The organism is Cohaesibacter marisflavi (genome assembly GCF_900115225.1).
Lineage (GTDB): Bacteria > Pseudomonadota > Alphaproteobacteria > Rhizobiales > Cohaesibacteraceae > Cohaesibacter > Cohaesibacter marisflavi.
This window is the reverse complement of record NZ_FOVR01000005.1, coordinates 154,532-169,006: the sequence shown is the minus strand read 5'-3', so window position 1 is coordinate 169,006 and position 14,475 is coordinate 154,532. Positions and strand designations below refer to the sequence as shown.

Annotated in this window: 11 protein-coding genes and 1 pseudogene; 10 read left to right on the top strand and 2 right to left on the bottom strand. The window is 55.3% G+C overall.

The window, feature by feature from the left end:
* Positions 1-25: 25 nt before the first annotated feature.
* The 9 genes and pseudogenes from trmB (at position 26) to pnp (ending at position 11,547) form a co-directional block, all read left to right on the top strand.
* A complete protein-coding gene (gene trmB / locus BM258_RS11890) occupies positions 26-763 on the top strand; it encodes a tRNA (guanosine(46)-N7)-methyltransferase TrmB (protein ID WP_407062720.1) in 738 nt (245 codons plus the stop codon).
* Between the two features lie 326 nt (positions 764-1,089).
* Positions 1,090-1,695 carry a ribosome maturation factor RimP gene (gene rimP / locus BM258_RS11885; protein WP_090072496.1) on the top strand — a complete coding sequence of 202 codons (606 nt, stop codon included), beginning with the start codon at positions 1,090-1,092 and terminating at the stop codon, positions 1,693-1,695.
* Positions 1,696-1,707: 12 nt separating this feature from the next.
* A complete protein-coding gene (nusA, locus tag BM258_RS11880) occupies positions 1,708-3,414 on the top strand; it encodes a transcription termination factor NusA (protein ID WP_090072492.1) in 1,707 nt (568 codons plus the stop codon).
* Positions 3,415-3,490: 76 nt separating this feature from the next.
* The gene (locus BM258_RS11875; protein WP_090072490.1) at positions 3,491-4,144 is read left to right on the top strand and encodes an RNA-binding protein; all 654 of its coding nucleotides are present in this window, start codon (positions 3,491-3,493) and stop codon (positions 4,142-4,144) included.
* 29 nt (positions 4,145-4,173) lie between these two features.
* Positions 4,174-7,119, top strand: a pseudogene (gene infB / locus BM258_RS11870) (translation initiation factor IF-2).
* Between the two features lie 154 nt (positions 7,120-7,273).
* Positions 7,274-7,708: a 30S ribosome-binding factor RbfA gene (rbfA, locus tag BM258_RS11865; protein WP_090072486.1), complete on the top strand. Its 435-nt coding sequence runs from the start codon at positions 7,274-7,276 to the stop codon at positions 7,706-7,708.
* Positions 7,709-7,716: 8 nt separating this feature from the next.
* The gene (truB, locus tag BM258_RS11860; RefSeq protein WP_175528046.1) at positions 7,717-8,763 is read left to right on the top strand and encodes a tRNA pseudouridine(55) synthase TruB; all 1,047 of its coding nucleotides are present in this window, start codon (positions 7,717-7,719) and stop codon (positions 8,761-8,763) included.
* An 11-nt stretch (positions 8,764-8,774) separates the two neighbouring features.
* On the top strand, positions 8,775-9,044 hold the full coding sequence (rpsO, locus tag BM258_RS11855) for a 30S ribosomal protein S15 (RefSeq protein ID WP_090072484.1): 270 nt from the start codon (positions 8,775-8,777) through the stop codon (positions 9,042-9,044).
* Positions 9,045-9,417: 373 nt separating this feature from the next.
* Positions 9,418-11,547, top strand: coding sequence for a polyribonucleotide nucleotidyltransferase (pnp, locus tag BM258_RS11850; protein WP_090072482.1), 2,130 nt, complete (start codon positions 9,418-9,420; stop codon positions 11,545-11,547).
* A gap of 187 nt (positions 11,548-11,734) precedes the next feature.
* Here the strand turns inward: pnp and BM258_RS11845 are convergent, their stop codons facing one another.
* The gene (locus tag BM258_RS11845; RefSeq protein WP_090072480.1) at positions 11,735-12,262 is read right to left on the bottom strand and encodes an SH3 domain-containing protein; all 528 of its coding nucleotides are present in this window, start codon (positions 12,260-12,262) and stop codon (positions 11,735-11,737) included.
* 442 nt (positions 12,263-12,704) lie between these two features.
* Between BM258_RS11845 and BM258_RS11840 the strand changes: the two genes are divergently transcribed.
* The gene (locus BM258_RS11840) at positions 12,705-13,694 is read left to right on the top strand and encodes a 2-hydroxyacid dehydrogenase (protein WP_090072478.1); all 990 of its coding nucleotides are present in this window, start codon (positions 12,705-12,707) and stop codon (positions 13,692-13,694) included.
* A 13-nt stretch (positions 13,695-13,707) separates the two neighbouring features.
* Here BM258_RS11840 and moeB read toward each other — a convergent pair whose 3' ends face one another.
* Entirely contained in the window at positions 13,708-14,457 is a 750-nt protein-coding gene (gene moeB / locus BM258_RS11835; protein ID WP_090072476.1) for a molybdopterin-synthase adenylyltransferase MoeB, read from the bottom strand.
* Positions 14,458-14,475: the final 18 nt, after the last annotated feature.

Below are 14,475 nucleotides of genomic sequence, written 5' to 3'. Positions count from 1 at the left end.
AACAAATCGCATCCAGTCCGAGACCATGAGCCCATTTTCTTCTGAAAAGCCCCAATTCCGCCCCTCCCAATCCCGCCTGATCGAAAAGCAGATCGCGACCAGTTTCTTCGGGCGGCGCAAGGGCAAGCCACTGAGCCCCGCACAGCAAAGGCTGATTGATGAATTGCTGCCAAAAATCAGCCTCAACCCGACCCGCCCGATCGACAGCATCAAGGCGCAATTTGCCCATGAGCCGGGTGAGGTCTGGATGGAGATCGGCTTTGGCGGCGGCGAGCATCTCATCAGGCAGGCGACAAACAACCCAACTGTGGGCCTGATCGGCTGCGAGCCTTTCATCAACGGAGCCGTCAAGGCTCTGGCCGCGATCGATGAAAAGCAGATTGGCAATATCCGGCTTTATGACGAGGATGCAGCCCATATCCTGGATTGGCTGCCGGACGCATCCCTCGACAGGATTTTTCTGCTCTATCCGGATCCATGGCACAAGAAGCGTCACTGGAAGCGGCGGTTTGTCTCCAGCCAAAATCTTGATCGCATCGCACGCGTGTTGAAACCGGGTGGCATCTTCCGTTTTGCCTCGGATATTGAAGACTATGTGGAATGGACGCTGGAGCATGTTGATGGCTGCGCAGCACTGAGCGAGGAATGCAACACTCCTGAGGACCGGTTGATTGCATGGCCGGATTGGGAGCGCACACGCTATGAAGCCAAAGCTTTTCGCGAAGGAAGAAGACCGCAATATCTGACATTTCGTCGTAAATAGAAGAGAAATGTCGCAGCTGATCGTAAAAACCCTTGCTTTTTACGCTCTTTCTGGTGTATGAAGCTCTCAAAATCTAGACAAGCTGTTTAGAGTGGGCCGCGACAAGGACCCGCTCTTTTTTGTTAGGTGGCCTCCCCTTCTACAGCCGGGTCTGGTAAATTAGGTGATCAGTATCCGATATGCTGGCCCGCTTCCACGCTTTGGAAACAGGCAACTCCCAAGGGACAAGACGCATAACGGAAAGCAGTTGCCTTGAGTTCAAACGCCTTTCGCACGTGACATATGTCGCCTGCATGGACGAAGAGAAATGGAGACAGGCTTTCCCTATGGTTGAGAGCAGTCAAGTAAAAGCGGGCAAAGAGCCGCGCCTCACGGGCGAAAAAGGGCTGGAAGCACGCATCGCCAGCATCGTTGAACCTGTGATTGTTGATCTGGGCTACGATCTGGTCCGCGTGAGAATCACCGGCCAGCATGGCTGTACCGTTCAGATCATGGCCGAAGCCCCCGATGGCACGATGACGATCGAAGGCTGCGAGGCTGTATCCCGCGCCCTTTCGCCTGTGCTTGATGTCGAAGATCCGATTGACAGCGAATACTATCTTGAAGTTTCCTCTCCAGGCGTGGACCGTCCGTTGGTGCGGGTACGCGATCTGGTGGCCTGGAGTGGGCATGACGCCAAGATAGAGCTGTCCGTTCCCATGGATGGTCGTCGCCGGTTCAGAGGCATTCTTGACGGTGTCGAGGGAGAGGAACTCAAGCTGATTTTGCCCGACGCACCGCAGGATAGCGACCCCAATGTACGTCTGCCGCTTTCGGATCTGGCAGATGCGAAGCTTGTAATGACTGATAAACTCATGGAGCTGGCGCTGAAAGCTCAGCCCGCAGAACCGGCAGAAGTGGAAGAAGCCACTGACGCTGACAGGGAAGAATAGGAGACACTGACGATGGCAATCAGTGCAAACCGTCTTGAACTTTTGCAGATCGCAGATGCTGTGGCGCGCGAAAAATCGATTGATCGCATGATCGTGATCGGGGCCATGGAGGACGCAATCCAGAAAGCTGCGCGCTCCCGTTATGGTCAAGAGACAGAAATCAAGGCGACGATCAACCCACGCACCGGTGAAACCCGGCTCGAGCGGTTGATGGAAGTGGTTGACGAGGTCGAAGATTACGCAACCCAGATTGCCTTGGTTGATGCCAAGGACAAGAAGCCGGATGCCCAGATCGGCGATATCGTCTCCGATCAGCTGCCGCCGCTTGAATTCGGGCGTATTTCTGCCCAATCTGCCAAGCAGGTCATCGTGCAGAAAGTGCGCGAAGCCGAACGTGATCACCAGTATGAAGAATTCAAGGACCGCCAGTTTGAAATCGTCAATGGTCAGGTCAAACGTGTTGAATATGGCAACGTCACCCTTGATCTTTCTGGTAGCGAAGCCATTGTCCGTCGCGATGAATTGATCGCACGCGAAGCCTTCCGTCCGGGCGACCGCATCCGCGCCATTATCTATGATGTGCGTCGTGAACAGCGTGGCCCGCAGATCTTTTTGTCCAGAACACATCCACAGTTCATGGCCAAGTTGTTTGCACAGGAAGTGCCAGAGATCTATGATGGCATTATCACCATCAAGTCTGTGGCGCGCGATCCTGGCTCCCGTGCCAAGATCGCTGTGGTTTCCAGTGACAGTTCCATTGATCCGGTCGGCGCCTGCGTTGGCATGCGTGGATCCCGCGTTCAGGCCGTTGTCAACGAGCTGCAGGGTGAAAAGATCGATATCATTCCATGGTCCGAAGATCCTGCGACCTTTATCGTCAATGCGCTGCAGCCGGCTGAAGTGGCCAAGGTTGTGCTTGACGAAGACAGCGAGCGGATCGAAGTTGTTGTTCCCAATGACCAGCTCTCGCTCGCCATTGGCCGTCGCGGTCAGAATGTCCGTCTTGCTTCCCAGCTGACCGGCTGGGACATCGACATCATGACCGAGGAAGAAGAATCCGAGCGTCGCCAGAAAGAATTCAACGAACGCGCCCAGCTCTTCATGCAGGCACTTGATGTTGATGATATCGTCGCCCAGCTGCTGGCTTCCGAAGGCTTCACCTCTATTGAAGAAGTGGCCTATGTGGATGCAAGCGAAGTCTCCGACATCGAGGGCTTCGATGAAGAAACCGCTCAGGAAATCCAGAGACGCGCAAGCGAATATCTGGAAGCCGAAGCGGAAAAACAGAATGAAGAGCGCCTCGCGCTGGGTGTTTCCGACGATCTTCTTGAAATTTCGGGCCTCACCCTGCCGATGCTTGTTGCGCTTGGTCGCGACGATATCAAGACCATTGAAGATCTTGCTGGCTGCGCAACCGATGATCTGGTTGGCTGGACCGAACGACACAATGGTGAAGTGAAGCGCTTCAAGGGCACCCTGTCCGATTTCGATATTTCGCGTCAGGAAGCCGAAGACATCGTCATGCTGACCCGCGTTGCGGCCGGATGGATTGATCCTTCCGAACTGCTGAGCGAAGAAGAAGCTGCCGAATATGAGCAGATGGAAGCAGACGAAACGGATGATCTGGATCTGGACGATGAAGCCACTGGCGCAATCGCAGATGATCAACCGTCTGAAGAAGAAGAGGAAGCACCCGCTGAGGAAGAAGAAGAGGCCTGAAACCGGTCTGAACTGTCGCCCGAATAGTCTCGGTTTGCGACAAGATTTGACAAAAACGGCCTTGAGAGGATAAACCGTGCCGCAAAAGAGCGAACAGACAACAAGACAATGTCTGGTAACACGGGAAAGTCTTCCCAAGGACCGAATGATACGGTTTGTGCTGGCTCCTGATTTCAGCGTTGTTCCAGACTTGAAAATGCGGTTACCCGGACGTGGCGTCTGGGTGACAGCAAGGCATGATCTGGTGAAGCAGGCCGCAGACAAAGGACTGTTTGCGCGCGGTTTCAAACAGAAAGTGCCAAAATGCGACGGCTTGGCAGAGCTTGTCGCAGAACTCATGGAAAAGGGGTGTTTATCGTCCCTATCCATGACGCGAAAAGCCGGACAGATCGTGACCGGCTTTGCAAAGGTAGAAACGTCCATTGCACAAAGGGGTGCAATTGGACTAATACATGCGGCAGATGCTGCAGAAGACGGACAGAAGAAACTGTCCCAAGCCGTACGGCGCCATTATGGCAGCGACTGCGAACTGCCTATTGTTCGCAGATTCAGCGCTGAGGCGTTAAGTAACGCGCTTGGATACGGAAATGTGGTACATGCTGCCTTGATCGCCGGTTCGGCGAGCAAGAGCTTCATCAAACAGGTTGCGGTGCTGGAAGCCTACTTGCAACCAAGTGAACCGGATTCTAACAGCGGTCCGGACGACCGAACCGCTGGACAGGCCTCTTGAGGGAGGCAGTGAAGGGTATTGACCGAGAAATGAGCAACGAAAACAGCAGCGACAACAATAGCCCGTCAGAGAAAAAGACATTGTCTCTGGGCAAGAATGTGGGGCAAGGCACCGTACGCCAGAGTTTTTCTCATGGCCGATCGAAGGCCGTTGTTGTTGAAAAACGAAAGCGGCGGTTCACTGCACCAGGTGAAACGAAGCAGACGACTGGCGGCAAGCCGGCCGCCAGCGAAGCTGCGCCCAAGTCTGCAGACAAGCCAGCCGCCGCTTCCGGTCAGCCGCAAAATCGCGGCTCGGATAACCGTTCGGGCGGTGGCAACGGCGGCAATGGCGCCAACCAGGGCAAGGGCTCGGGTGGTCGCGGCCAGCGCCAGCGCAATCGCAACGGCAACAATCAGGGCAACGGTGGCAACAATGCGACCGGTCAGCGCAATCTGACGTCTTCGGAAAATGCGAAACGCCTCCAGGCGCTTGAAGCGGCGAAAGTCCGCGCGCGCGAAATGGAGCAGCGCAAGAAAGAAGAAGAAGCCAAGCGCAAGGTTGAAGCTGCACGCAAAGCTGAAGAAGAAGCCAAACGCAAAGCCGAAGAAGAGGCCGCTGCAGTGCAGAAGGCCAAAGAAGAAGCCGAAGCGAAGAAGGTTGAAGAAGAGCGCAAGGCTCGCGAAGCTGCCGAAGCGGCAAAAGCTGAGACCAAGCCAGCCAAGGCACCTACCGAAGCTAAGGGTGATGCTCAGCCTCGCTCCAAGGAACGCTCAGGCAAACCGGCCGATCGCGCACCAAGAGGGGATCGTCCGCAAGGTGACCGCCCGGCACGCGATGCCAAGCCTAGTGCTGACAAACGTCCAGCCAAGCCACGTGGCCCGCGTCGCGAGGGTGATGATGATCGCTCCGGAGCCCGTCCAGGCGCCAAGATCAACCGCCCACAACGAGGTGGTGCTCGTGCGTCTGCAGGAGAAGGCTTTGTTGCACCGGATGCGTCGGTTGAAGCAAAACCGGGCGCAAAAACCCTCAAGCCTGTGCCAAAGAAGCCACGTCCTGACGATAATGCCCGGACAGCCACGCCAGCCAAACCACGTTCTGATGCGCAGCGTCGTCGTGGCAAACTGACCTTGACCAATGCGCTCAATGCCGACGAGCAGCGCGAGCGTTCACTCGCCTCCATGCGCCGTCGTCGTCAAAAGCAAAAAGGCGCCCAGCACGATGCGCCGCGCGAAAAGGTCTTCCGCGAAGTGGTTATTCCTGAAACCATCACGGTGCAGGAACTGGCCCAGCGTATGACCGAACGCGCCGTCGACGTGATCAAGATCCTGATGAAACAGGGCATGATGGTCAAAACCGTCGATGTATTGGATGCTGATACCGCACAGCTGGTGGCCGAAGAACTGGGCCACACTGTTAAACGCGTTGCCGCATCTGACGTTGAGGAAGGTCTGTTCGACAAGAAAGACGCCGCAGATGAAATGGTATCCCGTCCGTCTGTCGTGACCATCATGGGTCACGTTGACCACGGCAAGACCTCGCTGCTTGATGCCATTCGCCATGCCAATGTGGTACGCGGCGAAGCTGGCGGCATTACCCAGCATATCGGTGCCTATCAGGTTACGCAGAATGATCAGAAGATCACCTTCATCGATACGCCAGGCCACGCTGCCTTTACCGAAATGCGTGCCCGCGGTGCTCAGTCGACTGATATCGTCATTCTCGTGGTTGCTGCAGACGATGGCGTCATGCCGCAGACCATTGAGGCGATCAACCACGCCAAGGCCGCTGAAGTGCCAATCATCGTGGCAGTGAACAAGATAGATCTGCCAGCAGCAGATCCGACCCGCGTTCGCAACGAGTTGCTTCAGCATGGTGTGTTTGTCGAAAGCATGGGCGGCGACGTTCTCGAAGTGGAAGTGTCTGCCAAGGAACAGCTGCATCTGGAAGATCTTCTCGATGCCATTCTGATGCAGTCCGAACTGCTTGAACTCAAGGCCAACCCGAACAGGGAAGCCGACGGTATCGTGGTTGAAGCCAAGCTCGACAAAGGCCGTGGCCCAGTTGCAACGGTTCTGGTGCAGAATGGTACCCTCAAGGTTGGCGACATCGTTGTTGCCGGTGAGCATTGGGGTAAAGTTCGCGCTCTGATCGACGATCAAGGCGAAAAGGTTGAAGAGGCAGAGCCGTCCAAACCGGTCGAGATTCTGGGCTTTGACGCCGCACCTGACGCTGGTGACCAGTTCGCTGTTGTTGAGACCGAAGGCCGCGCTCGCGAGATCACCGACTATCGTGTCCGCAAGAACAAGGATCTTGCCGCAGCCAAGGCCAACCGCGGGTCTCTGGAACAGATGCTGAGCAACCTGAAGGAAAGCGGCGACAGCCAGTCCTTCCCGCTTGTCATCAAGGGCGACGTGAAAGGCTCTGTCGAAGCCATTATCGGCGCACTCGACGGCATCGGCAACGAAGAGGTTTCCGCACAGATCCTGCATTCCGGTGTTGGTGGTGTGACCGAATCCGATGTGACCCTTGCGGCTGCATCCGGCGCTCCGATCATTGCCTTTAACGTGCGTGCAAACGTACAGGCCAAGCAGGCTGCCGAGCAGAAAGGCGTCGAAATCCGCTACTATAACATCATCTACGATCTGACCGATGATGTGAAAGCGGCAATGTCCGGTATGCTCAGCCCAGAAGTTCGCGAAACCTTCATCGGTTACGCGGAAATTCTAGAAGTGTTCAACATCACCAAAGTCGGCAAGGTTGCTGGCTGTCGCGTCACCGAAGGTGTGGTGGAACGTGGCACCGGCGTGCGTCTGCTGCGTGATGATGTTGTTATCCATACCGGCAAGCTGTCGACCCTCAAGCGCTTCAAGGACGAAGTCAAGGAAGTGCGCGTTGGGCAGGAATGCGGTATGGCCTTCGAAGGCTATCAGGACCTGCGCGCTGGCGATCAGATCGAATGCTTCCGTGTGGAAGAGATCGCCCGGACGCTCTAAGGATCTTTTGTTAACGCAATCGGGCAAAGGTCGAGGGTTTTCCCTTGACCTTTGCCATTTTTAATATACCTAACGCATGAAGCCGCATGGCTGACGTGATTTCAGGCTTGGCCGGTCCAATCCCGCCCATAGCCTCCAACAATTAGGACATCTTATGGGACGTAGTTCTCGCAAGGGCGGCGGCATGCCGTCCCAGCGCCAGTTGCGCGTAGGCGAACTGGTTCGAAAATCCTTATCCGAATGCCTCACCCGGGGCGAGATCATCGATCCGTTTCTGGAACAATTCGTGATTTCCATCCCCGAAGTGCGCATGAGCCCGGATCTGACATTGGCAACCGCCTTTGTCATGCCGCTTGGTGCGCCCGGTGAAGAAAAAGCCATCGTGGATGCGCTCAACGGCCACAAGAAATATCTGCGCGGCCGTCTGGGGCGTGACCTGACGCTCAAGCATACGCCCGACTTGCGCTTTCGCTATGACGAGACCTTTGATGAGGCTTCCCGCATTGATGCGCTGCTCGATTCGCCCCTTGTTCAGAGAGATCTGCATCACGAAGACGATGCATCTGAAGACGATACTGACGACAAGTAGGAGCCAAGATGAGCGAAGATATGCAGCAGGCGGGCTCCGCATCTGAAGAACAGACAAGCGAAGCCCCGAAACCGAAGAAGAAAAAGAAGCAGCAATTCCGCGCCAAGCGCCGAACCGACGTGCATGGATGGATCGCTCTGGACAAGCCGCTCAACATGACCTCGACGCAGGCTGTTGGTGCGATCAAGCGTATCTTCAATGTCAAGAAGGCTGGCCACGCTGGCACCCTTGACCCGTTGGCTTCCGGCTGCTTGCCGATTGCCATTGGCGAGGGCACCAAGACGGTTTCCTTCGTCATGGATGGCTACAAGGAATATGAATTCACGGTGCGCTGGGGCGAAGAGACCTCGACGGATGACGCGGAAGGCGAGTTGATCGACAGCTCGGCCCACCGCCCGACCGAAGAGGAAATCGAAGCTGCCCTTGAGCATTTTTCCGGCGAGATCATGCAGGTTCCCCCTGCCTTTTCCGCCATCAAGGTGAATGGCGAACGCGCCTATGATCTGGCGCGCGATGGCGAAGAGGTCAAACTCGCCGCCCGCCCGGTTACCATTCATCATCTTGAACTCCTCGAAGCACCGGACGAGGATACTGCAGTTTTTGTCGCCGAATGTTCCAAGGGCACCTATGTCAGGTCTCTGGCACGGGATATTGGGCGACATCTCGGAACGCGTGGCCATGTTGTGGCCCTGCGTCGGCTCATTTCAGGTCCATTTACCGAAGAAATGCTTATTTCGCTGGACGATCTGGAACAGTTGAGCCATAGTGCGCCCGGCGAGCCCGGGCTCGCCTCTGCCTTGCTTCCTGTTGAGACCGCGCTGGACGACATCCCGGCTCTGGCCATAAACAGGAATGCCGCAGCAAGATTACGCCGAGGACAATCGGTTTTGCTGCGTGGACAGGACGCTCCAATCGACGGTCACGTCGCGGCCATGAATGCAGGATTGCTGGTGGCCATATGTGAAGTGATCGAAGGAGAACTCTGGCCTAGGCGCGTTTTCAATCTGCCTGAGCATCCGCCTGTCTTTTCAAGCGATGCCGAGCCAAAGAACTAAAGGAGAAACCGATGTCGATTACTGCTGAACGCAAGCAAGAGCTGATCAAGGAATATGCCACCAAAGATGGCGATACCGGTTCCCCAGAGGTACAGGTCGCTGTTCTTACCGAGCGGATCATCAACTTGACTGAGCATTTCAAGTCTCACAAGAAAGATAACCACTCCCGTCGTGGCCTTCTGAAACTGGTTTCCCAGCGTCGTAAGTTGCTTGACTATGTCAAAGCCAAAGACGTGGCACGTTACCAGTCGCTGATCGAACGCCTCGGACTGCGTCGTTAATTCTCTGATAAACGCGGTGGCCTGCCGGTCGCCGCGTTTTCAAATTGTACGATCCGCAACCCTTTTGATAGTGCTACTTTTCAAAGGATTGACGTTATTTCCAGATCGTACGCATTTTCGTTGTGCGCTTGAGCGATAAACGAAATGCCAAAGGGAAACCCTCCCGTTGCTCTGGCATAACCCTGCCGGAGTGGTTTAAAAATTGGTGCAATCGGATTTTCTGATTCACCATCGTTCACAGGCAGGATTGCCAGCCGCTTTGCCCAAGCGCCACAAAGTGCTGAAGCCGCTCGTTGTCTTGCCCGTGATCAAATAGAGTTAGATCGATGCCCCATATATCCGATATGCCGGGCATACAGGAAAGGACATTTGAATGTTCGATATTCAACGTGAAGAAATCGATTGGGGCGGGCAGAAGCTCGTTCTGGAAACCGGTCAAGTTGCTCGTCAGGCTGACGGCGCTGTTCTGGCTTCCCTTGGCGAAACCACTGTTCTTGCGACCGTTGTGTCTGCAAAACAGCCTAAGCCGGGCCTCGACTTCTTCCCGCTTACCGTCAACTATCAGGAAAAAACCTACGCTGCCGGTAAAATTCCGGGTGGCTACTTCAAACGTGAAGGCCGTCCAAGCGAAAAAGAAACCCTCACCTCTCGTCTGATTGACCGTCCGATCCGTCCGCTGTTCGTTGATGGATATAAATGCGAGACACAGGTCATCATCACCGTTGTCAGCCATGACATGGTCAATGACCCAGACATTCTGGCTATGGTTGCCGCTTCCGCAGCGCTGACCCTTTCCGGTGTTCCTTTCATGGGCCCGATCGGCGGTGCTCGCGTTGGTCTCATCAATGACGAATTCGTTCTCAACCCGGCCATCGACTCGATGGAAGATTCCAAACTGGATCTGATTGTTGCCGGTACCAACGATGCCGTTCTGATGGTTGAATCCGAAGCGCAGAACCTGACCGAAGAAACCATGCTGAAGGCCGTGATGTTCGGTCATGCAGGCTTCCAGCCGGTTATCGACGCCATCATCCGCCTTGCTGAAAAAGCTGCCAAAGAGCCTCGCGAATTCTCCATGCCGGACTATTCCGAGCTGGCTGCCAAGGTTGAAGAAATCGCTGGTGAAGACCTTCAGGCTGCTTTCAAGATTGCTGCCAAGACCGAACGCTATGCTGCAGTTGATGCGGCAAAAGAAAAAGTCATGGCAACCCTGTGCAATCCGGAAGACGAAAATGCAGCTGATGCTGTTATCGTTGGCGATCTGTTCAAAAAGGCTGAAGCCAAGATCGTTCGTGGCCAGATCATCAAGACCGGTGGTCGTATCGATGGTCGCGATCTGAAGACCGTTCGCCCGATCGTTTCCGAAGTTGGCAAGCTGCCTCGTACCCATGGTTCTGCTCTGTTCACCCGTGGTGAAACGCAGGCTCTGGTGGTTGCGACCCTTGGTACCGGTGATGACGAACAGTTCGTCGATTCTCTGGCTGGCACTTACAAGGAAACCTTCCTGCTGCATTACAACTTCCCCCCGTTCTCTGTTGGTGAAGCTGGCCGCATCGGGTCTCCGGGCCGTCGCGAAATCGGTCATGGCAAGCTGGCATGGCGCGCTGTGCATCCTATGCTGCCTGCCCATCATGAATTCCCATACACCCTGCGTGTTGTTTCCGACATCACCGAATCCAACGGTTCCTCTTCCATGGCGACCGTTTGCGGCACCTCTCTGGCGCTGATGGATGCCGGTGTTCCTCTGAAGGCTCCTGTTGCCGGTATCGCAATGGGCCTGATCAAGGAAGGCGACGACTTTGCTGTTCTTTCCGACATCCTTGGTGACGAAGATCACCTCGGCGACATGGACTTCAAGGTTGCCGGCACCTCGGAAGGCATCACCTCCCTGCAGATGGACATCAAGATCGACGGTATCACCGAAGAGATCATGCAGGTCGCTCTGGAACAGGCAAAGGGTGGTCGTCTGCACATTCTGGGCGAAATGAGCAAGGCTCTGGGCGAAGCTCGCGCTGAAGTTGGCGAATTCGCACCACGCATCGAAACCCTGAAGATCCCTGTCGACAAGATCCGTGAAGTCATCGGTTCTGGCGGCAAGGTCATCCGTGAGATCGTTGAAAAAACCGGCGCCAAAGTCGACATCAGCGACGACGGCACCATCAAGGTTGCTTCTTCTGACGGCGCAGCCATCACCGCAGCGATCAACTGGATCAACTCCATTGCTGCTGAACCTGAAGTTGGCGTTATCTACAAAGGAAAGGTTGTCAAAACCGTTGACTTTGGTGCTTTCGTGAACTTCTTCGGCGCACGCGATGGTCTGGTTCACATCTCCCAGCTGACCCCACAGCGCACCAACAAGGTGACCGACGTTGTGAAAGAAGGCGACAGCGTCTTCGTCAAGCTGCTCGGCTTTGATGATCGCGGCAAGGTTCGCCTGTCCATGAAAGTGGTTGATCAGGAAACCGGCGAAGAAATCAAACAGGAAGAAAAGAAAGCCGACTAAGGCTTTCCCCTTCTTGAATGAAATAAAAAGGCGCTCCCGAGCAATCGGTGAGCGCCTTTTGTTTAACTGGAAAGAAGTCGGGCTGGAAGCCGGCATGCCTTCGGGCAATCAACTGCCAGTCACATGCTCATACAGACACCTGCTCATGCAGATGCCACAGGATCGCCATGGACGCCCGTGAGAGAATTCAGTTGATCTCTTCATTGGGATAGACGCCCCAGAGGAGATTCGCCTTCAGCCAACCGCTGTAGCTCTGCACGGCGACTTCACACCAGCCTCTTTCACACTCTGTGATATCCACCTGTACGCCAACCTGAGCCTTGGCCGCCACCGGCGCATCTTCGGCCGGGTTTCTGAGCAGGTCCACCAAAGTGCCTGCAGTCTGCCAGGGGCTGATAAGGGCCGTGCGTCGCCCGGAAAGAAGGGAATGGTAGACCCAGCCTTCTTCCCCTTCGGAATCGCGAATCTGGCGCCAGTTTTCAAACTCATGCACAATTTCCACCGGCAGACCGGCGCGACGGAAAACCCATTTCACCTTATGGTCCGTGGATGGACCGCCCCGCACATTGACGCGATCAGACTTCAAAGAGACAAACCTGGGAATCTTCAGCCCGGACGGCCCTATGGTGGTGCCCTGAGCATGGGCTGGCAGGTCAGCGATGGCGATCAAGCATATCGCCGCAATCCATTGTGCAATGAACGGTCTCTTTTTCATCTTGCCTCTGCGCTGCTTTCCTACTTGGCGTTCCTCAATTCGACAGAGTCGAAGCTACACCACTGCAATAAAGAATCTTTTAACCCTGAGTGACCTGCATGCATAAGTTCGGCACATCTCAAACCATGGGATGACTGGTCATGACAGGGGCATTCCCTATAGCATTCCAAAGGGTGCCTGCGATTGAATTTATTGCGATTTTTTGCAAGTTATCACGGCCCCTTGAGAAGACACGGATATCAAATTCACTCTGAATTGATCCTATCCTGACTTCACAAAGCGGAATGGCGTGCTGTTGGCATGCTGAAAATCGAAGAAATTCACCTGAATACGCTTCTTTAAGCGAAAAGGATAAACACCAGAAAACCGAATTCTCTGTGTGTTTTAGCCAATATCGCTGCTGGAAACGGGTGATGCTATGAGGCAGGAATAGGGCAAACCTATGGCGAGACAAAAGCCGATTGTGGTCGTTACCCGCAAACTCCCAGCTGCTGTGGAAACGCGGATGCGCGAATTGTTTGATACGCGTCTGAAGGAAGATGACAAACCAATGAGTCAGGCGCAACTGGTCGAGGCGGTCAAACATGCTGACATTCTTGTGCCAACGGTTACAGACCGCATCGACGCGCATCTTCTCTCGCAGGCGGGAGAAAATCTCAAGCTGATCGCCAATTTCGGCAATGGTATCGACAATATCGATGTCCTGTCAGCCAATGCCCGCAACATCACCGTGACCAACACGCCCGGCGTTCTGACAGAAGACACAGCCGACATGGCCATGTCGCTCATTCTAGCTGTGCCAAGGCGCTTTGCCGAAGGCATGCTCTATTTGAAAGAACATAAGGACTGGCCGGGCTGGTCGCCCACTTGGATGTTGGGCAAGCGCGTCTGGGGCAAGCGGCTGGGCATCATCGGCATGGGGCGCATCGGGCAAGCCGTGGCACGACGGGCCAAGGCCTTCGGCATGCAGATCCATTATCACAATCGGCGGCGCCTCTCAGAAGATGTGGAATATGACCTGGAAGCGACCTACTGGGAGAGCCTTGACCAGATGCTGGCGCGAATGGATGTCATATCAATTCACTGCCCCCACACGCCAGCCACCTATCATCTGCTCTCAGCCCGACGACTCAAGCTGGTCAACAAAGACGCCTATATCGTCAATACAGCACGCGGCGAGGTGATTGACGAACAGACACTGGCCCGCCTGATCGAGAATGGCGACATCGCTGGCGCAGGGCTCGATGTGTTCGAGAATGAGCCTAAGATCAACCCAAAGCTGGCCAGATCGGAGCGCGTGGTGCTCATGCCTCATATGGGGTCGGCCACGGAAGAGGGCCGTATGGATATGGGGGAGAAGGTGATCATCAATATCAAGGCCTTCATTGATGGGCACAGGCCACCGGACAGAGTGTTGCCATCCATGGTGTGAGGACCAAGCCTTATCACTCCTTACGGCGCCGATAGCGGATGGTTTCAAAGCGGCTCGCCCGCGCATCATACAGGATGAGGCGGCCAACGAGCCCTTCCCCAAGGCCCACAATCTCCTTGATGATCTCAAGCGCCATCATGGAGCCGATGACGCCAGTCAGAGCGCCAAGAATGCCCGCTTCGGCACAGGCGGGAATGGAGCCCGGCGCAGGCCGGTTCGGGAACAGATCTTGATAACGTGGGTTGAGGCGACCTTGCGCATCCGTCTCATAGGGTTTCAGCGTGGTGATAGATCCGTCAAACATGCCCACCGCACCCGTGATCAGAGGCTTGCAGGCCTCTTCACATAGCTCTGCCACCAGATAGCGGGTATCAAAATTGTCTGTGCCATCGACCACCAGGTCGTAGGACTGCAGCAGTGCCTTGCCGTTTGCCTCGTCAAGACGCATGGCATGAGGCTGCACCATCACATGAGGATTGATGCGCGCAAGGCTGGTTTCTGCGCTCTCCACCTTCAACGTGCCAACCGCTTCACTATCATGAATGATCTGCCTTTGCAGATTGGAGAGGGCCACTGTGTCATCATCCACGATGCCAAGAGTTCCAACACCCGCCGCAGCCAGATAGGCCAGAAGAGGCGAGCCAAGCCCTCCTGCCCCGACGACTAGCACCTTGGCTGCCTTCAGCTTTTGTTGGCCCGGACCGCCCACATCCCTCAGCAGAATGTGACGGGCGTAGCGTTCCAGTTCGTCTTTGCTCAGCATGGCGTGGCTTTCATTCCC